Source organism: Pseudomonas shirazensis (assembly GCF_050496565.1).
Taxonomy (GTDB): domain Bacteria; phylum Pseudomonadota; class Gammaproteobacteria; order Pseudomonadales; family Pseudomonadaceae; genus Aquipseudomonas; species Aquipseudomonas shirazensis_A.
This window is the reverse complement of the sequence record NZ_JBNWAE010000009.1, coordinates 119,457-139,102: the sequence shown is the minus strand read 5'-3', so window position 1 is coordinate 139,102 and position 19,646 is coordinate 119,457. Positions and strand designations below refer to the sequence as shown.

The window sequence follows — 19,646 nt, the reverse complement described above, 5'->3', positions numbered from 1 at the left end:
ATGTTGCATATTTTCTGTCCCCACTGCGGCGAGCTGCGCTCCGAAGAAGAGTTTCACGCCTCAGGCCAGGCCCATATTGCCCGCCCGCTCGATCCGGCGGCTTGCTCCGACGAGGAGTGGGGCACCTACATGTTCTTCCGCGACAACCCGCGTGGCATTCACCACGAACTGTGGGACCACGTTGCCGGTTGCCGTCAGTATTTCAACGTCACCCGCGACACCGTGACCTACGAGATTCTGGAAACCTACAAGATCGGCGAGAAGCCGCAGATCACTGCCGCCAGCAAGGCTAGCGCCGCGCCGTCGACCGTCAAAGGCCTGGGGGAAAAAGTATGAGCCAGAGTTATCGCCTCGCCAGCGGCGGCCGTGTCAACCGCGGCAAAGTCCTCAATTTCAGCTTCAACGGCAAGACCTATCAGGGTTACGAAGGTGACAGCCTGGCAGCCGCGTTGCTCGCCAACGGTGTCGATGTGGTCGGCCGCAGCTTCAAGTATTCGCGGCCTCGCGGGATCATCGCGGCCGGCACCGAAGAGCCGAATGCGATCCTGCAGATCGGTTCCAGCGAAGCCACCCAGATCCCCAACGTGCGCGCCACTCAGCAGCCGCTGTACGCCGGCCTGGTCGCGACCAGCACCAACGGCTGGCCGAACGTCAACAACGACGTGATGGGCATCCTCGGCAAGGTCGGTGGCAGCATGATGCCGCCGGGCTTCTACTACAAAACCTTCATGTACCCGAAATCGTTCTGGATGACTTACGAGAAGTACATCCGCAAAGCCGCCGGCCTCGGTCGCGCGCCGCTGCAGAACGACCCGGACAGCTACGACTACATGAACCACCACTGTGACGTGCTGATCGTCGGTGCTGGCCCTGCCGGCCTGGCCGCAGCGCTGGCCGCTGGCCGCAGCGGTGCGCGGGTGATCATCGCCGATGAGCAGGAAGAGTTCGGCGGCAGCCTGCTCGACAGCCGCGAGACCCTCGATGGCAAGCCTGCCACTGATTGGGTCGCAGCTACCGTGGCCGAGCTGCAAGGCATGGCTGAAGTGCTGGTACTGCCACGCGCTACCGTCAACGGCTACCACGACCATAACTTCCTGACCATTCACGAGCGCCTGACCGACCACCTCGGTGACCGCGCGCCGATTGGCCAGGTCCGTCATCGCGTCCACCGTGTGCGTGCCAAGCAAGTTGTACTGGCTGCTGGCGCCCACGAGCGTCCGCTGGTGTATGGCAACAACGATGTGCCGGGCAACATGCTTGCCGGTGCTGTATCGACCTACGTGCGCCGCTATGGCGTGGCGCCTGGGCGCAAGCTGGTGCTGTCGACCAACAACGACCACGCCTACCGCGTTGCGCTGGACTGGCACGATGCCGGCCTGCAAGTGGTGGCGATCGCCGATGCGCGGCACAACCCACGCGGTTCGCTGGTGGAAGAAGCACGCGCCAAGGGCATTCGCATCCTCACTTCCAGTGCTGTGGTTGAAGCGACTGGCAGCAAGCATGTGACCGGTGCCCGGGTTGCCGCCATCGACGCCCAGGCGTTCACCGTGACCAGCCCTGGCGAAACCCTGGCCTGCGACCTGATCGCGACCTCCGGCGGCTACAGCCCGATCGTCCACCTGGCCTCGCACCTTGGCGGGCGTCCGGTATGGCGTGAAGACATCCTCGGTTTCGTCCCGGGTGATGCGCCGCAAAAACGCGTCTGCGTTGGCGGCATGAATGGCGTCTACCCGCTCGGTGATGTCCTGGCCGATGGTTTCGAAGGTGGCGTGCGCGCTGCTACCGAAGCTGGCTTCAAGGCCGTGGTTGGGACCCTGCCCAAAGCCGTCCAGCGCACTGAAGAGGCTACCCTGGCGTTGTTCCAGGTGCCGCATGACAAAGGCACTCGTGGGCCGAAGCAGTTCGTTGACCAACAGAACGACGTCACCGCTGCCGGCATCGAGCTGGCGACCCGTGAAGGCTTCGAGTCGGTCGAGCACGTCAAGCGCTACACCGCGCTGGGCTTTGGTACCGACCAGGGCAAGCTGGGCAACATCAACGGTCTGGCCATCGCTGCCCGTTCGCTGGGTATCAGCATTGCGCAAATGGGCACCACCATGTTCCGCCCCAACTACACGCCGGTTACCTTCGGTGCGGTAGCGGGTCGTCACTGTGGCCACCTGTTCGAACCGGTACGCTTCACCGCGCTGCATTCCTGGCACGTGAAAAACGGCGCCGAGTTCGAGGATGTCGGCCAGTGGAAACGTCCGTGGTACTTCCCTAAACCCGGTGAAGACATCCACGCTGCAGTTGAGCGTGAGTGCAAGGCAGTGCGCGACAGCGTCGGCCTGCTGGACGCCTCGACCCTGGGCAAGATCGACATTCAGGGCCCGGATGCGCGTGAGTTCCTCAACCGTATCTACACCAACGCCTGGACCAAGCTCGATGTGGGCAAGGCCCGTTATGGCCTGATGTGCAAGGAAGACGGCATGGTCTTCGACGACGGCGTGACCGCCTGCGTCGGCGACAATCACTTCATCATGACCACCACCACTGGCGGCGCCGCGCGCGTGCTGGGCTGGATGGAGCTGTACCTGCAGACCGAATGGCCGGAACTGAAGGTGTACTTCACCTCGGTCACCGACCACTGGGCAACCATGACCTTGTCTGGCCCCAACAGCCGCAAGCTGCTGGCCGAGATCAGCGACATCGACCTGGACAAGGACGCCTTCCCGTTCATGACCTGGAAGGAAGGCACCGTTGGCGGCGTGCCGGCGCGGGTGTTCCGCATCTCGTTCACCGGTGAGCTGTCGTACGAAGTCAACGTCCAGGCCAACTACGCCATGGGTGTGCTGGAGAAGATCGTTGCCGCTGGCAAACAGTACAACCTGACCCCGTATGGCACCGAGACCATGCACGTGCTGCGTGCCGAGAAGGGCTTCATCATCGTTGGCCAGGATACCGATGGCTCGATGAACGCCGACGACCTCAACATGAGCTGGTGTGTCGGGCGCAACAAGCCGTACTCGTGGATCGGCCTGCGTGGCATGAACCGCGAAGACTGCCTGCGCGAAGACCGCAAGCAACTGGTCGGGCTCAAGCCGATCAACCCCAAGCAGTGGCTGCCGGAAGGCGCTCAGCTGGTGTTTGATCCCAAGCAGCCGATCCCAATGGACATGGTCGGTCACGTCACCTCCAGCTATGCCTCCAACTCCCTGGGCTATTCGTTTGCCATGGGTGTGGTCAAGGGTGGTCTCAAGCGCATGGGTGAGCGGGTGTATTCGCCGCAGGCCGATGGCAGCGTGATCGAAGCAGAGATTGTGTCTTCGGTGTTCTTCGATCCGAAGGGTGAGCGGCAGAACGTCTGACGCCAGACCGATGCTCAACTCTCGTGGCCGCGGCCGAGCGCCGCTGCCACGCCTGAACACAAGAATTCAAGGCAGGTAACAATGAGCGCTATCAACGTCTTCCAGCAAAACCCCGGCGCCGAGGCCAAGGCCCAGACGCCGCTGCACCATGCAGACCTCGCCAGCCTGGTGGGCAAGGGCCGCAACAACGCAGGTGTGACCCTGCGCGAGAAAAAACTGCTCGGTCATCTGACCTTGCGTGGCGACGGCCATGATCCGGCCTTTGCCAGTGGTGTACACAAGGCCCTCGGCCTGGAGCTGCCGGTGGCGCTGACCGTGGTCGCCAAGGGCGAGACCTCGCTGCAGTGGGTAGGCCCGGATGAGTGGCTGCTGATCGTCCCGGGCGGGCAGGAATTTGCGGTCGAGCAGCAACTGCGCGAAGCCCTGGCGGGTTTGCACATTCAGGTGGTCAATGTCAGCGGCGGGCAGACCCTGCTCGAGCTGCAGGGCGCCAATGTGCGCGACGTGCTGATGAAATCCACCAGCTATGATGTACATCCAAACAACTTCCCGGTGGGCAAGGCGGTCGGCACGGTGTTCGCCAAGTCGCAGTTGGTGATCCGCCGCACCGGTGAAGACACCTGGGAACTGGTGATTCGCCGCAGCTTCGCCGATTACTGGTGGATGTGGCTGCAGGACGCCTCGGCTGAATACGGCCTGAGCATCGAAGCCTAAGGAGAGACACATGAGTCGGGCACCGGATACCTGGATTCTCACCGCCGACTGCCCGAGCATGCTCGGCACTGTCGATGTGGTGACGCGGTTTCTCTACGAGCAGCGTTGCTATGTCACCGAGCACCACTCCTTCGATGATCGGCTGTCGGGGCGCTTCTTCATTCGCGTCGAGTTCCGCCAGCCAGATGATTTCGATGAAGCGGGTTTCCGTGATGGCCTGGCCGAGCGCAGCGATGCGTTTGGCATGACCTTCGAGCTGACCGCACCCAATCACCGCCCCAAGGTGGTGATCATGGTGTCCAAGGCCGATCACTGCCTAAACGACCTGCTGTATCGCCAGCGCATCGGCCAGTTGGGCATGGAAGTGGTCGCGGTGATCTCCAACCACCCCGATCTGGAGCCGCTGGCGCAGTGGCACAAGATCCCTTATTACCACTTTGCCCTCGATCCCAACGACAAGCCGGCGCAGGAGCGCAAGGTGCTCAAGGTGATCGAGGACAGTGGCGCCGAGCTGGTGATCCTGGCGCGCTACATGCAGGTGCTGTCGCCTGAGCTGTGCCGGCGTCTGGATGGCTGGGCGATCAATATCCATCACTCGTTGCTGCCGGGGTTCAAGGGCGCCAAGCCTTATCACCAGGCTTACAACAAGGGTGTGAAAATGGTCGGTGCCACTGCGCATTACATCAACAACGATCTTGATGAAGGGCCGATCATTGCCCAGGGCGTCGAGGTGGTGGATCACAGCCATTACCCGGAAGACCTGATTGCCAAGGGGCGCGATATCGAAGGGCTGACCTTGGCTCGGGCGGTGGGTTATCACATCGAGCGGCGGGTGTTTCTTAATGCCAATCGGACGGTGGTGCTTTGAGATTGCTGGGGCCGCGTTGCGGCCCTTTCGCGACACAAGGCCGCTCCTACGGCCAACTCGGTCCCCTGTAGGAGCGGCCTTGTGTCGCGAAAGGGTCGCGCAGCGGCCCCAGCAATCTCAGATCCCACCTGACGCCCGCTGACAAGCCACTGTCGTTTCCAGTCACAACCCCCAGCGCCCACAAGCCCACAATCCCCTCATTCCAGTAGTACATGCCGCCCATGGATGGCGGCGCTTCAACCAACGCTGCATAAGTACAATTCAAGCGAGGTAAGAGCATGTCTGGTAACCGTGGAGTGGTGTATCTCGGTGGCGGCAAAGTCGAGGTGCGAAACATTGACTACCCAAAAATGCAGGACCCACGCGGCAAGAAAATCGAGCACGGCGTGATCCTCAAGGTGGTCTCCACCAACATCTGCGGCTCAGACCAGCACATGGTTCGTGGCCGCACCACCGCCCAGGTGGGACTGGTCCTCGGCCATGAAATCACCGGCGAAATCATCGAGATGGGTCGTGATGTCGAGCGCATGAAGATCGGCGACCTGGTCTCGGTGCCGTTCAACGTCGCGTGCGGACGCTGCCGTTCCTGCAAGGAAATGCACACCGGCGTATGCCTGACCGTCAACCCGGCACGTGCCGGCGGCGCCTACGGTTATGTCGACATGGGTGACTGGACCGGCGGCCAGGCGGAGTACGTGCTGGTGCCCTACGCCGACTTCAACCTGCTGAAACTGCCGGATCGCGACAAGGCCATGGAGAAGATCCGTGACCTGACCTGCCTGTCGGACATTCTGCCCACCGGTTACCACGGTGCAGTCACCGCCGGCGTCGGCCCAGGCAGTACTGTCTACGTCGCAGGCGCCGGCCCGGTAGGCCTGGCCGCTGCAGCATCGGCCCGCCTGCTGGGTGCTGCCTGCGTAATCGTCGGCGACTTGAACCCGCTGCGCCTGGCCCATGCCAAGTCGCAGGGCTTCGAGGTGGTCGATCTGTCCAAGGACACCCCGCTGCATGAACAGATCATCGACATCCTCGGCGAGCCGGAAGTGGACTGTGCCGTCGATGCGGTAGGTTTCGAAGCGCGCGGCCACGGCCATGAAGGGGCCAAGCACGAAGCGCCGGCGACAGTCCTCAACTCGCTGATGCAGGTTACCCGTGTCGCCGGCAACATCGGTATCCCAGGCCTGTACGTAACCGAAGATCCGGGTGCAGTGGACGCCGCGGCCAAGATCGGCGCACTGAGCATCCGCTTTGGCCTGGGCTGGGCCAAGTCGCACAGCTTCCACACCGGCCAGACCCCTACCATGAAGTACAACCGCCAGTTGATGCAGGCGATCATGTGGGACCGGATCAACATCGCCGAGGTGGTGGGCGTGCAGGTGATCAACCTGGACCAGGCGCCGGAAGGGTACGGCGAATTCGATGCTGGCGTGCCGAAGAAATTCGTTATCGATCCGCATAAGACCTTTAGCGCTGCGTAAATTTTGGGGCCGCTCTGCGGCCCTTTCGCGACACAAGGCCGCTCCTACAACGACCGCGTAGTCTGGACGTGCGCGGTCCCTGTAGGAGCGGCCTTGTGTCGCGAAAGGGCTGCGAAGCAGCCCCAATGCCCCCCCCGGAACAAACCCCCAAAACCCCAGTCCAATGCCTCGTTTCCCAGGCCACTCCGGCCAACGAGGTCCCCCCGATGAAAGCGCTCACCCTGGCAACCCTGATGACCCTGGCTGCAAGCCCGGCGTTCGCCTTCAACCTCAATGACGCGGCCAACGCCGTGTCGGCCATGCAGACCCCCACCCAACAGGGCAAGGTGCAGGCCCCCGCTGAATCGGCCAACCTGCTCAACACCCTCGGCAGCCAACTGAACATCACCCCCGAACAAGCCATCGGCGGCGCTGGGGCAATGCTCGGCCTGGCCCGCAACAACCTCAGCACTGCCGATTATGGCCAGCTAACTCAGGCTGTACCTGGGCTGGATCTGCTCGCCGGGGCCAACGCACTCGGTGGTCTGGGTGGTTTGGGCGGCCTGCTCGGCAACGGTGGCGACAAGCAATCGGGCCTGAACAATGCCTTGGGCACCAACGTCGAGAACCGCAACGACCTCAATGACGCCTTCAAGGCGCTGGGTATGGATACCGGCATGATCGGCCAGTTTGCCCCGTTGATCCTGCAGTACCTCGGCCAGCAAGGCCTGGCCGGCTCGCTGCTGCAGAACCTGGGTAGCCTGTGGGGCTCGCCTGCGGCGGCTACCCCACCGTCGATCTAAGCCGCATAGGCCCCGGCAAGTGCGCCGGGGTCAGGCCAGCTCGGCGCGCAACTGCTCGATGCGCTGGTCCTTGTCCAGCCACAGCTGATTGACCCAGGCCTGCACGCGTTGGCGGAACTGCGGGTCATTTTCGTAATCGCCATTCCACAGGCTGGGGTCCAGCTCGTGCACCTGAATGTCGATAATCACCCGGCTGACGCTGCCGTTGAGCAAGTCCCAGAAGCCCGGCGCCTTGTTGCCGGGGTAGACGATGGTCACGTCCAGCAGCGCATCGAGCTGCTCACCCAGCGCTGCCAGCACAAACGCCACACCGCCGGCCTTGGGCTTGAGCAGATGCTTGAACGGCGATTGCTGTTCGCGGCGTTTGGCTTCAGTGAAACGGGTGCCTTCGAGGTAGTTGACCACGGTCACCGGCTGGCGCTTGAACAGCTCGCAGGCGGCCTTGGTAATTTCCAGATCCTTGCCTTTGAGCTCCGGGTGTTTCTCCAAATATGCCTTGCTGTAGCGCTTCATGAACGGGTAGTCCAGACCCCACCAGGCCAGGCCCAGCAGTGGCACCCAGATCAGCTCTTTTTTCAGGAAGAACTTGAAGAACGGCACGCGCCGGTTGAGGCTTTCGATCAACGCCGGGATGTCCACCCAGCTCTGGTGGTTGCTGACGCACAGATAGGACGTGTCAGTACGCAGGGTATCGACCCCACGCACGTCCCACTGAGTCGGCACGCACAGGGCAAAAATGGCCTTGTCGATGGCCGACCAGCTTTCGGCGAACCACATCACGGCGGCCGAGGCGTAGTCGCGGCCGCGCCCGGGCAGTACCAGCTTGAGCAGGGCGAACACCATCAATGGGCAGATCATCACCACGGTGTTGAGCAGGAGCAAAAGGCCGGTAACGATCCCGGTCAGCAGGCGACGCATAAAAACACTCTTGTTGTAAGAAATTGGCAGGTTGCAATGATAAGTGCGCTAAACGCCTACGCCAAACTTCCTGGATCAGCAGGGCCAGACAAATGTTTCACATTATGTTGAGTAAGCTTGGGCAACGAACCTATCCCGTTGTTGCAGTCTAAGCACTGTCTCGTATTTAGGAAGCCTGCCCTGTGAAATCGATGCTTGCCCTGTTGTCCTTGCTGGCCCTGCCGGTCATGGCCGCCGAGCCGACCCTGTATGGCCGTTACGAGTACATCTCGCTGCCGGAAATCGGCGGCCAGACGTTGAAGGCGAAGATGGACACCGGTGCCCTGACCGCCTCGCTGTCGGCCAAGGATATCGAGCGGTTTACCCGTGACGGTGAAGACTGGGTGCGCTTCCGCCTGGCGACCAAGGATGCCGATGGCAAGGTCTACGAGCACAAGGTGGCGCGTATCAGCAAGATCAAGGCGCGTGCCGACGAAGACGAAGAAGAGGGCGAAACCGCTGAGGCCGCCAAGCGTCCGGTGGTCGATCTGGAGCTGTGCCTGGGCGGCGAGAAGCGCACCGTCGAGGTCAACCTGACCGACCGCAGCAGCTTCAACTACCCGCTGCTGATCGGTGCCAAGGCGTTGCGTGAGTTCAAGGCGGCGGTCAACCCGGCGCGTAGATACACCGCAGGCCAGCCTGGCTGCTGAGACGGCGCCCACGGTTAGCCAACGGCAAGCTGCAAGCGCGAGCGGATCGGTGTAAGTTCTCGCCATCCGCTTCGTCTTGAAGCTTTCCGTATGAGGCTTGCAGCCAGACCGTGGCCCACATTCTTATTGTCGAAGACGAATCGGCGATTGCCGATACCCTGATCTATGCCCTGCAGGCCGACGGCCACAGCACCGAGTGGGTTTCGCTCGGCAGCGCTGCAGTCGAGCGCCAGCGCTTGCTGCCGGCGGACTTGGTGATTCTGGATATCGGCCTGCCCGACATCAGTGGCTTTGAAACCTGCCGCCAGTTACGCCGGTTCAGCGAAGTGCCGGTGATGTTCCTGAGTGCCCGTGACGCTGAAATCGACCGAGTGCTGGGCCTTGAGATCGGTGCCGACGACTACGTGGTCAAACCGTTCAGCCCGCGGGAAGTGGCGGCGCGGGTGCGGGCGATCCTCAAGCGCATGGCGCCGCGCAGCGAAACGCCCGCTGTGGCAACGCTGTTTCAGGTCGACACGCTGCGCATGCAGATCGTTTACCGCGGTATCAGCCTGGCCCTGACTCGTCACGAGTTTCGCCTGCTGCAGTGCCTGCTTGAGCAGCCGCAGCGGGTGTTCAGCCGCGAGCAGTTGCTCGACGCGCTGGGGGTAGCGGGGGACGCTGGCTACGAGCGCACCATCGACAGCCATATCAAGAGCCTGCGCGCCAAGCTGCGGCAGGTCGCCGCCGACGCCGAACCGATCCAGACCCACCGCGGCCTGGGCTATAGCTACAGCCCGGAACACGCCTGATGCGCCTGGGTATTCGCATCTTTCTGGTGTACTTCCTGTTTGTCGGGTTGGCTGGCTATTTTTTGCTCAATACCGTGCGTGAGCAGATCCGCCCGGTGGTGCGCCAGGCGTCTGAAGAAACCCTGGTCGACACTGCCAACCTGCTGGCGGAGATCCTCCATGACGACGTCAAGGCCGGCACGCTTGGCCAAAGCCGCTTGCCGCAGTTGCTTGAATCCTACGGCCAGCGTCGCCCTGGCGCGCAGATCTGGGGGCTGGCGAAGAATCAGGTCAGCCATCGCATCTATGTGACCGACGCAAATGGCATCGTCCTGCTCGACTCCGCCGGGGTCGATCTGGGCAAGGATTACTCACGTTGGAACGATGTCTACCTGACCTTGCACGGGCAATACGGTGCGCGCTCTTCACGCAGCGACCCGGATGACGAAAGCACCTCGGTGATGCACGTCGCGGCGCCGATCATGGATGCCGGCAAGATCATCGGCGTGGTCACCGTGGCCAAGCCCAACAGCTCGCTGCAGCCGTACATCGACCGCGCCGAGCGGCGCCTGCTCAATCTCGGCCTGGGCTTGATCATCCTTGGCCTGCTGGTCGGTGCGCTGTTGTCGTGGTGGCTGGCGCGCTCGCTGCGCAGGCTCACCCACTACGCCCAGGCGGTCAGCGCAGGCCAGCGCGCGGCGTTGCCGCATTACAAGGGCGGCGAGCTTGAACAGTTGGCCACCGCAGTCGAGCGGATGCGCACCGAGCTTGCTGGCAAGGCCTATGTCGAGCGCTATGTGCATACCCTGACCCACGAGCTGAAAAGCCCGCTGGCGGCGATTCGCGGTGCTTCCGAGCTGCTGCAGGGCGACATGCCCGCCGAGCAGCGGCTGCGTTTTGCCAGCAATATCGAGCGCGAGAGCGGGCGCTTGCAGCAGATGATCGAACGCTTGCTGAACCTGGCCCAGGTCGAGCAGATGCAGGCGCTGGAGGATGAGCAGGAGGTGGCGCTGGCGGCGCTGGTCGACGAGTTGCTGCTGGCCCACGCAGCGCGTATCGACAGCGCTGGCTTGCAGGTGCGCCAGCGGGTGCCGGCGGCGGTGCGGTTGCGTTGTGACCCGTACCTGATGCGCCAGGCATTGGCCAACCTGCTCGAGAACGCGCTGGATTTCACCCCGGCGGGTGGAGCGTTGCTGTTCGAGCTGGAGCAGGGCGGCGAGCGCGTGGCGCTGAGCCTGTTCAACCAGGGTGAGGCGATCCCGCAGTATGCGATCGGGCGCGTCAGCGAGCGCTTCTATTCGCTGCCGCGACCAGGCAGTGGGCGTAAGAGCAGTGGGCTGGGGCTGAATTTCGTGGCTGAGGTGATGCAGCTGCATGGTGGCGAGCTGGCGGTGGATAACGTCGAGGGTGGGGTGCGGGTGAGGTTGTGGCTGCCCTTGCGGCGTGTCTGTGAATTGCCGGGGCCGCGCTGCGGCCCTTTCGCGACACAAGGCCGCTCCTACAGGGGACCGCGCAAGACCCGGGCCTTGCGCTGATTGTGTAGGAGCGGCCTCGTGTCGCGAAAGGCCCGCACAGCGGGCCCGGCGGTTTCGGCAGCGAAGCTGATGTGTGCGGCTCACCCCAGCATCTCCACACAATCTCCACATTGGCTCCCTGCTGGCTCCACAGGCGCGGCACAGACTGTGCCGATCGCCAACGGAGCCCCTGCCCATGAACAAGACCCTGAGTTTCAAGCTCGGGATGATTGCCCTGCTGATGTTGCTGCTGTTGATCCCGCTGCTGATGATCGGCGGCCTGATCGAAGACCGTCAGAGCCTGCGCGATAATGTCCTGGCCGACATCGCCCAGAGCTCCAGCTTCGATCAGCTGATCTCCGGCCCACTGCTGGTGGTGCCATACCGCAAGTACGAGCGGCGCTGGATCGACAAGGACGGCCAGAGCGTACAGGAGACGGTCACCGTCAACGGCCAGCTGTACTTCCTGCCGGAGACGTTCGACGCGGACATCAACATCGATACCGAACTGCGTGCCCGCGGCATCTACCAGGCGCGGCTGTTCCACGCCAAGAGCCAGATAGCCGGACGCTTCAAGCTGCCCGAGCGTTGGGGCATCGACAAGGACTACGAGGACTACCGCTTCGACAAGCCGTTCCTGGTGGTCGGCATCAGCGACATCCGCGGCATCGAGAGCAACCTGGAGCTGCAGCTGGACGATCAACGCCTGCCTTTCGCTGCAGGTACCGGTCTGGACTGGATGCGCGGCGGTGTGCACGTGCCGTTGCCGCAGTTCGATGGCCAGCAGGCGCGTGAGTTCAGCTATGGCTTCGAGCTTGCCCTGCAAGGCACCGGGCAGCTGTACGTGCTGCCGATCGGGCGCAGCAGCAGTGTCGACATGCAGGCCAACTGGCCGCACCCAAGCTTTGTCGGCAGTTACTTGCCAAGCCGGCGCGAGATCAACGGTGAGGGCTTCAAGGCCCACTGGCAGACCTCGTTCTTTGCCACCAACCTGGAAGATGCCCTGCGCCAGTGTGCGACGGTCGCTGACTGTAGCGAGTACAAGCAGCGCACCTTTGGCGTGAGCTTTGTCGACCCGGTCGACCAGTACCTCAAGAGCGAGCGGGCGATCAAATATGCGCTGCTGTTCATTGCCCTGACCTTTGCCGGATTCTTCCTCTTCGAAGTGCTGAAAAACCTCAGCGTGCACCCGGTGCAGTACGTGCTGGTCGGCGTGGCGTTGGCGTTCTTCTACCTGCTGTTGCTGTCACTGTCCGAGCATCTGGGCTTTGGCCCGGCGTATGGTTTGTCGGCGTCAGCCTGTGTGCTGCTGATCGGCTTCTACCTCAGCCATGTGCTGCGCAGTGTCTGGCGCGGGTTGGGCTTTGCTGGCGGGCTGGCGGTGCTCTACGCGATGTTGTTCGGGCTGCTCAGCGCCGAAGACTATGCGCTGTTGATGGGCTCGCTGCTGTGCTTTGGCTTGCTCGGCGTGTTCATGGTGCTGACCCGGCGCCTGGACTGGTCGCGGGTGGGGAGGTCGGCATGAGGGAGGAACGTGAGCTGGGGCGCCGGCTGGCGCTGCAGATCGGCCTGCTGTTTGCGCCAGGCCAGCGTTGAAAGCGGGGCCGCATTGCGGCCCCTTTTGCCGTCAGTCAGGCAGCTGGCGCAGTGGCGCGCAGCGAAGGCCGCTGCGACACTTCGGCGTACCAGGCCGCCAGACCGGGCTGGCGCTCACGCCAGCCGAACTCAGGCTGGCGCAGGTCCAGATAACCCAGCGCGCAGGCAACGCCGATGGCGACCATGTCGAACCCGGAGATCAACTCGGCCAGATGCTCCTGCTCCAGGTTGGCCAGGCTGCGCCGGATCTTCTCGCTCTGCGCGTTGAGCCAGCCATCCCAGCGCTTGTCCTGCGGGCGCAGGAAACTCTCGTAGCGGCTCGATACCGCCGCATCCATGATCGCATCGGCCTGCGCCGCCAGGGTCAGCCGGCGCCAGCGGGCCGAGCCCTCACGCGGGATCAGCGGGGTGCCGACGTGCTGGCTGTCGAGGTACTCGCAGATCACCCGGCTGTCATGCAGCACAGTGCCGTCTTCCAGGCGCAGGGCCGGGATCTTGCCGATCGGGTTGTCCTGGTTAAGTTGCTCGTTGCCAGCCACCGGGCTGATATTCACTGCCTGCAACTGTACCCGCGGCAGTTGCCCGGTTTCGTGCAGCACCACCATGACCTTGCGCACGAACGGCGACAGCGGCGAGTGGAACAGGGTCATCGTGCTCATGGCCTGGCCTCAGTTGCCTTGCAGGCTGGGCGGCAGGCAGACGCCGGTGCCAGCGATGCCGCAGTAGCCGTTGGGGTTCTTGGCCAGATACTGCTGGTGGTAGGCCTCGGCGAAGTACACCGTTGGCGCCTGCTCGATCTCGGTGGTGATCGGGCCAAAGCCGGCCTTGTCCAGCTCAGCCTGATAGGCCGCTTTGCTCGCCTTGGCTTGCTCGAGCTGCTCGGGGCTGGTGCAGAAGATCGCCGAGCGGTACTGGGTGCCGACGTCGTTGCCCTGGCGCATGCCCTGGGTCGGATTGTGCAGCTCCCAGAACATCGCCAGTAGCTCCTGATAGCTGACCTTGTCTTTGTCGAACACCACCAGCACCACTTCGGTGTGGCCGGTCAGGCCCGAGCAGACCTCTTCGTAGGTCGGGTTCGGGGTGAAGCCGCCGGCATAGCCGACCACTGTGCTGACCACGCCTTCGCGTTGCCAGAAGCGGCGCTCGGCGCCCCAGAAGCAACCCAGGCCAAAGATGGCGAAGTCGACGTTCTGAAAGAACGGCCCAAGCAGCGGCGTCTCGTTGAAGACGTAGTGCATCTCGGGCAGGCTCATCGGCGTCTCGCGGCCAGGCAGGGCCTGTTCCGCAGTAGGCAGGACGTTTTTGTTCACCAGGATTTCCGAACGCAGGACCATGGCCGTTCCTCTGTAGATTCAGTAGATGTAGGCAGGGGCCGTCAGCGCGCTGCTGCAGCCCGAATGACTTGTATAGTGCCCGAGACTGAGCGCGCTGTCAGGCCACTGGTCCACGCGGATAGCGCTTGAGGCGCTCGACCAGTTCGCGGCCGGGGATTGGCCGGTCGAACAGGTAGCCCTGGCCGACGTCACAGCGATGGCGGCGCAGGAAGGCCAGCTGCGCAGGGGTCTCGATGCCCTCGGCGACGACCTTGAGCTTGAGGTTGTGAGCCATGGCCACCACCGCCGAGGTGATTTCCATGTCGTCCTGGTTGTCCGGGATTTCGTTGATGAAGCTGCGGTCGATCTTGATGATGTCGATCGGGAATTTCTTCAGGTAGCTCAGCGACGAATAGCCGGTACCGAAGTCGTCCATCGCCAGGGTCAGCCCCAAGGCCTTGAGTTCGATCAGTTGGCGGTGGGTGTCTTCGGTCGCCTCGAGCAGCAAGCCTTCGGTCAGCTCCAGTTCCAGCAAATGCGAAGGCAGGCCTTCTTCCTTGATGATCGAGCCGATCGAGCTGACCAGCTCCGGGTCGGAAAACTGCTTGGGCGAAAGGTTGATGGCCACGTGCAGATCACCCAGACCGGCGGCGCTCAGCTCAAGGCTCATGCGGCACGACTGGCGCACCACCCACTTGCCGATAGGGATGATCAGCCCGGTTTCTTCGGCCACGCTGATGAACTGATCCGGGCGGATCATGCCGCGCTCCGGGTGGTTCCAGCGCAGCAGCGCCTCCAGCCCGAGCAGGCGCCCGCTGCGCAGGCACAGCTTGGGCTGGTAGAACACCTCCAGCTCGTTCTGGGTCAGGGCGCGTCGCAGGTTGTTCTCGACGAACAGCTTGTAGCTGGCTTCGGCGTTGAGCACTTCGGTGAACACCTGTACCTGATGCTTGCCGTTGGCCTTGGCCTTGTGCAGGGCCAGGCCTGCGTTTTTCATCAGGGTCTGCGGGTCGCTGCCGTGCAGTGGTGCGCAGGCCAGGCCGACCGAGGCGGTGACGTTGATCAGCTGGTTGTCGACGAACATCGGCTTGTCGAGGGTGCGCAGCAGTTGCAGGGCAATGCTCTGGCCGCCCTCCAGGCTGGTGTGGTCGAGCAGCACGGCAAATTCGTTACTGGCAAAGCGCGCAAGGATGCCGCCGACGGTCAGGCTGTTGCGCAGGCGCCGGGCCAGGCTCACCAGCAGCTTGTCGCCGGTCTGGTGGCCAAGGCTGTCGTTGATCCGCTTGAAGTTGTCGATGTCGACCAGCAGCAGGCACAGCGAACTGGCGCTGTCGCGGCTGAAGCGCTCATCGAGGTTGCGAATGAACGCCGGGCGGTTGCCCAGATTGGTCAGGTTGTCGGTGTAGGCCAGGCGCTCGATGCGCTGCTGGGCCAGCTTGCTCTGGGTGACGTCTTCGTAGATGCCGATGTAGTGGGTCAACTCGCGGTTGTCGCCGTACACCTTGGAGATCGACAACTGGCCCCAGTAAGGTTCGAGGTTCTTGCGCCGGCTTTTGAATTCGCCCTGCCAGCTGTTGCCCATGTCCAGGCTCGACGGCGAATCGAACAGCAGCTCGCTGAGGTTTTCCAGCGCCGGCAGTTCGGACAAGCGATGGCCTTGGACCTCATCGGTGCTGTACTGGGTGATTGCGGTGAAACTTGGGTTGACGTACTCGACCACGCCGTCGCGGTTGACCAGCAAAAAGGCGCTGGCGCTTTGCTCGACCGCGCGCTGGAACAGGTGCAACGCGCTGGCAGCGGTACGCCGGTTGTGGTTGGTGATGACCTGGGCGAACTGGTCGGCGAGCTCGCCGGCAAAAGCGATTTCATCCGACTGCCAGGCTCGCGGCATGCCGGTCTGCTCCAGGCATAGCACGCCGACTACCTGGCCGTCGACGCGGATACTGGCGTCGAGCATGGCGTTGTCGGAGGCCGGGAACAGGCTCTGCGCCATGTCGCGGGTACGCGGGTCGTGGCTGGCATTGTGCGCGTCGATGGCGCGGCTGGCATGCAGCGCTTCGATGTAATCGGGAAACTGGCTGGCGTCGATTGGGGCCGGCAGGCGGTGCTCCTGATCAAGCCGGTACCAAGCGATGATCGGCTCCAGCTGCTGGTCATGCAGGTACCAGATGCTCGAGCAGTCGACGTTGTAGATTTCACAGGCGCTGCGGGTGATCAGCTCGGCGGCTTCGAGCAGCGAGTTGTCGGCGCTATAGCGCTGCCGCGCCAGGCGCAGAATCAAGTCTTGCTGGGCCCGTACCCGCTCCAGATGCTCGAGCTGTTCCTGCTGCGCGCGCTGGTTCAGCTGCAGGGCGATCTGCAGGCGGTTGTTGCGGGTTTCCAGGTCGCTGGCGGTCATGTTGATGCTGTCTTCGGCGTGATCATCGAGCACTGTCAGGTACCCGCGCAGCAACTGCCGGCCATGCTGCTTGTAGACTTCGCCGCACTCCAGCAAACGCAATGGCGCCGGGCCAACGTGCAGGGTGTAGCGCACCCGGTAATGACCACGGCGCGACAGCTGCAACTGGATCTCGTCATGCAGGCGATAGCGTGCTTCGGGCTCCATCAGGCTGGCATACGGCGAGCTGACCAACGCGCACAGCTCAGCGGCAGGCAGGCCGAATTGGCGGTCGCAGTTGGGGTCCAGGTAGAGCATCGCCCAGTTGGCTTCGTTGAGCCTTTCGAAACGCAGCATGCCCAGCCGCGAGGGCACGGGTAGCTGGGTCACGACCTCGGCCGCCACTCGGGTCGCGGCATCGGGTTGGCTTTTCATCGAAGACTCGCTTGAAGAGGGTGACAGGGCCTGGCAGGCAGCGCATCTGGCAAGGTTGCATCATGTCCCGAAGGCTGGCAAGCGGCCATGTCGGGCTATTGGCAGTTTATCGGCAGGGGTGTGCGTTTCTGCAGCTTGTGTGCGGCAGGAATACAAGTTTAGTGGCTCTCGGGAAGGCCCAGCCGGAGTGCTGCGCTCGCGCTGATTACCAGTAGTCAGGCTTGATCGCAGGTTTTTTCCGAGTCGGTACACGGGGCGGAAACTGATGCTGGGCCAGCTCCAGATTGGTTACAACGTGGCGCATCCAGTGCACATATTGCTTCAACGAACCAGGTACTGTTCGATTGATGCCCTCGCGGTGCGGCAGGATCACTCCTAGGCGCAGCTCGGGAAAGTCTTCGTGAAGCGCTTTTATGGCAGGTGTCATGTCGGTATCAGCCGAGACCAGAACGATCTGCTCAATCTGCTGTTCGGCTGGCAACGCTGCCTGTTTCGCCGCGAGCCGGTACATGCTGATGGCGATATGAACATCAGTCTCTTTTTCTTCGAGCTTCCAGATGTCCACTTGGTCAGCCCTGGATGCAGGCGTGTGCTTGTCGACAAAGCGTGGCGCCTTGCCAGACTCTAATTGATGGCGGCCATAGAACACCTCTACCCCGCGGGCAATCAGGGCGCGCAGGTAGGTGTCTTGAGCTTCTTTGGAGAGGCTGCCCCGGCTGGCCAGCGATGGTTTGACTCCCGAGGTGAAGAAGCTCACAGCCTCCAGGGTGCTGCCCGGGCGGTCGACGTGAATGACGTGCGCCAGCAGTGCTTGCAGATCAAGCCACTTGTACTGGGTGCCTGCCAGCAGGCCATAGAAAAGGTTGTAGCCATCGACGAAGCAAACAGTACGCAAAATTTCCCATCCCTAGAAACGAAAAAACCGGCACGGGGCCGGTTTCTTCACCCCAACGGCCAGCGAACTTAATCGCTGCGTACGGGGCTGAGTAGTGCGTCAATAATCCACTATTTGCAGGACAGGATCAATGGGGTGTTACTTTTTGATAAAGAAGTCAGCGCCACGCCTCGCGAGTCAGCCTGCTTGGCTTAACGGTGATCCAGGCAAAAAAAGCCCCGCCAGGGGCGGGGTTGAGGTACGAGCGTGGCAGCTCGAAAGTGGTGCCTGCTGCCCCGGCATGTACCGGGGCAGCAGTTGCAGCATTACAGCAGGATGGTGCGGATATCACCCAGCAAGTCGCTCAGGCGCTTGGTGAAGCGCGCAGCAGCGGCGCCGTTGATCACGCGGTGATCGTACGACAGCGACAGCGGCAGCATCAGCTTGGGCTGGAAGGCCTTGCCATCCCAGACCGGCTGGATGGTTGCCTTGGATACGCCCAAGATCGCCACTTCCGGCGCGTTGACGATCGGCGTGAAGCCGGTGCCGCCAATGTGGCCGAGGCTGGAGATGGTGAAGCAGGCGCCCTGCATCTCGTCGGCCGAAAGCTTTTTGGTACGGGCTTTTTCAGCCAGTGCCGCAGCTTCGCCAGCCAGTTGCAGCAGGCTCTTCTGGTCGACGTTCTTGATCACCGGTACCAGCAGACCATCCGGGGTGTCGACGGCGAAACCGACGTTGACGTACTTCTTGCGGATGATTGCCTTGCCGCTTGGCGCCAGCGAACTGTTGAAGTCCGGCAGCTCCTTGAGCAGGTGGGCGCAGGCCTTGAGCAGCAGTGGCAGCACGGTCAGCTTGACGCCGGCCTTTTCCGCTACGGCTTTCTGCGCGACACGGAAGGCTTCCAGCTCGGTGATGTCAGCCGAATCGAACTGAGTCACGTGCGGCACGTTGAGCCAGCTGCGGTGCAGGTTGGCAGCGCCGACCTGCATCAGGCGGGTCATGGCCACTTCTTCGACTTCACCGAACTTGCTGAAATCGACCACCGGGATCGGCGGGATACCAGCACCACCGGTTGCACCGGCGGCGGCCGGGGCTTCCTTGGCCTTCTGCATCATCGCCTTGACGTAGACCTGCACGTCTTCCTTGAGGATGCGACCGTGCGGGCCAGTCGCCGAAACAGCGCCCAGCTCGACACCGAATTCACGGGCCAGCTGACGTACTGCAGGGCCGGCGTGGACCTTGGCATTGCTGGCAGCAGCCGGAGCAGCAGCCTGGGCCGGAGCAGCAGCAGGCGCCGGTGCGGCGGCAGGTGCGGCAGCCGGAGCAGCCTCAGCCTTGGCCGGTGCGGCAGCAGCCTGGGCCGGGGCAGCAGCAGGTGCGGCGCCAGCGATCTTCAGCTTGAGGATCAGGTCACCGGTGCCGACTTCGTCGTCCAGCTTGGCGATCACTTCTTCAACCACACCAGCGGCAGGCGAAGGGATCTCCATGGAGGCCTTGTCGGACTCCAGGGTGATCAGCGACTGGTCAGCTTCGACGGTGTCGCCGGCCTTGACCAGTACTTCGATGATCTTGGCCTTGCCCGACGAGCCGATGTCCGGCACGTGGATGTCCTGCACGGTGGCAGCAGCAGGCGCAGCGGCCGGCGCAGGAGCAGCCTCGGCGGCTGGCGCAGGCGCGGCAGCCGGTTGTTCGGCGGCAGGCGCAGCAGCGGCCGGAGCCTCGGACGCCGCAGCACCCTCGGCTTCCAGAACCAGCAGTTCGTCGCCTTCTTTCAGGCGATCGCCCAGCTTGACCTTGAGCTCTTTGACGATGCCGGCTTTAGGCGCCGGAATCTCCATGGAGGCCTTGTCGGACTCCAGGGTCAGCAGGCTCTGGTCAGCTTCGATGCGGTCGCCAACCTTGACGAACAGCTCGATGATTTCACCTTCACCGCTGCCGATGTCAGGTACGCGAATGAGTTCGCTCACTTAA

The 19,646-nt window shown here is 62.9% G+C and carries 15 protein-coding genes and 1 pseudogene; 10 read left to right on the top strand and 6 right to left on the bottom strand.

All coding sequences use genetic code 11. The features are described from left to right. From ACQZ2L_RS15055 to ACQZ2L_RS15030, 6 genes are all read left to right on the top strand, one after another. The gene (locus tag ACQZ2L_RS15055) at positions 1-336 is read left to right on the top strand and encodes a sarcosine oxidase subunit delta (RefSeq protein ID WP_101322467.1); all 336 of its coding nucleotides are present in this window, start codon (positions 1-3) and stop codon (positions 334-336) included. Then, positions 333-3,347, top strand: a complete 3,015-nt coding sequence (locus ACQZ2L_RS15050) for a sarcosine oxidase subunit alpha (protein WP_430326792.1) — start codon at positions 333-335, stop codon at positions 3,345-3,347. The genes ACQZ2L_RS15055 and ACQZ2L_RS15050 overlap by 4 nt, the downstream gene beginning before the upstream one ends. Positions 3,348-3,428: 81 nt before the next feature. Next, entirely contained in the window at positions 3,429-4,061 is a 633-nt protein-coding gene (locus ACQZ2L_RS15045) for a sarcosine oxidase subunit gamma (RefSeq protein ID WP_430326791.1), read from the top strand. Positions 4,062-4,071: 10 nt separating this feature from the next. Continuing rightward, positions 4,072-4,929 carry a formyltetrahydrofolate deformylase gene (purU, locus tag ACQZ2L_RS15040; RefSeq protein ID WP_103435252.1) on the top strand — a complete coding sequence of 286 codons (858 nt, stop codon included), beginning with the start codon at positions 4,072-4,074 and terminating at the stop codon, positions 4,927-4,929. Between the two features lie 278 nt (positions 4,930-5,207). Continuing rightward, entirely contained in the window at positions 5,208-6,407 is a 1,200-nt protein-coding gene (gene fdhA, locus ACQZ2L_RS15035) for a formaldehyde dehydrogenase, glutathione-independent (RefSeq protein ID WP_430326790.1), read from the top strand. Between the two features lie 206 nt (positions 6,408-6,613). Continuing rightward, positions 6,614-7,189 carry a DUF2780 domain-containing protein gene (locus ACQZ2L_RS15030; protein WP_430326789.1) on the top strand — a complete coding sequence of 192 codons (576 nt, stop codon included), beginning with the start codon at positions 6,614-6,616 and terminating at the stop codon, positions 7,187-7,189. 30 nt (positions 7,190-7,219) lie between these two features. Here ACQZ2L_RS15030 and ACQZ2L_RS15025 read toward each other — a convergent pair whose 3' ends face one another. Beyond that, positions 7,220-8,107: an acyltransferase gene (locus tag ACQZ2L_RS15025; protein ID WP_430326788.1), complete on the bottom strand. Its 888-nt coding sequence runs from the start codon at positions 8,105-8,107 to the stop codon at positions 7,220-7,222. 182 nt (positions 8,108-8,289) lie between these two features. Here ACQZ2L_RS15025 and ACQZ2L_RS15020 point away from each other — a divergent pair, with 182 nt between their 5' ends. The 4 genes and pseudogenes from ACQZ2L_RS15020 (at position 8,290) to creD (ending at position 12,605) form a co-directional block, all read left to right on the top strand. Next, a complete protein-coding gene (locus tag ACQZ2L_RS15020) occupies positions 8,290-8,796 on the top strand; it encodes an ATP-dependent zinc protease family protein (protein WP_430326787.1) in 507 nt (168 codons plus the stop codon). A gap of 110 nt (positions 8,797-8,906) precedes the next feature. Beyond that, positions 8,907-9,587 carry a two-component system response regulator CreB gene (gene creB, locus ACQZ2L_RS15015; protein ID WP_430326786.1) on the top strand — a complete coding sequence of 227 codons (681 nt, stop codon included), beginning with the start codon at positions 8,907-8,909 and terminating at the stop codon, positions 9,585-9,587. Then, positions 9,587-11,014: pseudogene (gene creC / locus ACQZ2L_RS15010) on the top strand (two-component system sensor histidine kinase CreC); the annotation flags it as partial. The gene creB and the pseudogene creC, both read left to right, overlap by 1 nt. Positions 11,015-11,276: 262 nt before the next feature. Then, on the top strand, positions 11,277-12,605 hold the full coding sequence (gene creD / locus ACQZ2L_RS15005) for a cell envelope integrity protein CreD (protein ID WP_430326785.1): 1,329 nt from the start codon (positions 11,277-11,279) through the stop codon (positions 12,603-12,605). Between the two features lie 106 nt (positions 12,606-12,711). Here the strand turns inward: creD and ACQZ2L_RS15000 are convergent, their stop codons facing one another. From ACQZ2L_RS15000 to aceF, 5 genes are all read right to left on the bottom strand, one after another. Continuing rightward, entirely contained in the window at positions 12,712-13,335 is a 624-nt protein-coding gene (locus ACQZ2L_RS15000; RefSeq protein WP_430326784.1) for a glutathione S-transferase, read from the bottom strand. A 9-nt stretch (positions 13,336-13,344) separates the two neighbouring features. Next, complete coding sequence (gene msrA, locus ACQZ2L_RS14995; protein WP_430326783.1) at positions 13,345-14,010, bottom strand: peptide-methionine (S)-S-oxide reductase MsrA; 666 nt, start codon at positions 14,008-14,010, stop codon at positions 13,345-13,347. A 97-nt stretch (positions 14,011-14,107) separates the two neighbouring features. Further along, positions 14,108-16,801: a putative bifunctional diguanylate cyclase/phosphodiesterase gene (locus tag ACQZ2L_RS14990; RefSeq protein ID WP_430326782.1), complete on the bottom strand. Its 2,694-nt coding sequence runs from the start codon at positions 16,799-16,801 to the stop codon at positions 14,108-14,110. Positions 16,802-17,006: 205 nt separating this feature from the next. Then, positions 17,007-17,696, bottom strand: coding sequence for an NYN domain-containing protein (locus tag ACQZ2L_RS14985; RefSeq protein ID WP_430326780.1), 690 nt, complete (start codon positions 17,694-17,696; stop codon positions 17,007-17,009). 305 nt (positions 17,697-18,001) lie between these two features. Further along, positions 18,002-19,642, bottom strand: a complete 1,641-nt coding sequence (gene aceF, locus ACQZ2L_RS14980) for a dihydrolipoyllysine-residue acetyltransferase (protein ID WP_101322450.1) — start codon at positions 19,640-19,642, stop codon at positions 18,002-18,004. Between the last annotated feature and the right edge of the window lie 4 nt (positions 19,643-19,646).

Coding starts and splice junctions, on each gene's coding strand:
- ACQZ2L_RS15055 (WP_101322467.1), top strand. CDS start 1: ATGTTGCATATTTTCTGTCCCCACTGCGGCGAGCTGCGCTCCGAAGAA.
- ACQZ2L_RS15050 (WP_430326792.1), top strand. CDS start 333: ATGAGCCAGAGTTATCGCCTCGCCAGCGGCGGCCGTGTCAACCGCGGC.
- ACQZ2L_RS15045 (WP_430326791.1), top strand. CDS start 3,429: ATGAGCGCTATCAACGTCTTCCAGCAAAACCCCGGCGCCGAGGCCAAG.
- purU (WP_103435252.1), top strand. CDS start 4,072: ATGAGTCGGGCACCGGATACCTGGATTCTCACCGCCGACTGCCCGAGC.
- fdhA (WP_430326790.1), top strand. CDS start 5,208: ATGTCTGGTAACCGTGGAGTGGTGTATCTCGGTGGCGGCAAAGTCGAG.
- ACQZ2L_RS15030 (WP_430326789.1), top strand. CDS start 6,614: ATGAAAGCGCTCACCCTGGCAACCCTGATGACCCTGGCTGCAAGCCCG.
- ACQZ2L_RS15025 (WP_430326788.1), bottom strand. CDS start 8,107: ATGCGTCGCCTGCTGACCGGGATCGTTACCGGCCTTTTGCTCCTGCTC.
- creD (WP_430326785.1), top strand. CDS start 11,277: ATGAACAAGACCCTGAGTTTCAAGCTCGGGATGATTGCCCTGCTGATG.
- ACQZ2L_RS15000 (WP_430326784.1), bottom strand. CDS start 13,335: ATGAGCACGATGACCCTGTTCCACTCGCCGCTGTCGCCGTTCGTGCGC.
- msrA (WP_430326783.1), bottom strand. CDS start 14,010: ATGGTCCTGCGTTCGGAAATCCTGGTGAACAAAAACGTCCTGCCTACT.
- ACQZ2L_RS14990 (WP_430326782.1), bottom strand. CDS start 16,801: ATGAAAAGCCAACCCGATGCCGCGACCCGAGTGGCGGCCGAGGTCGTG.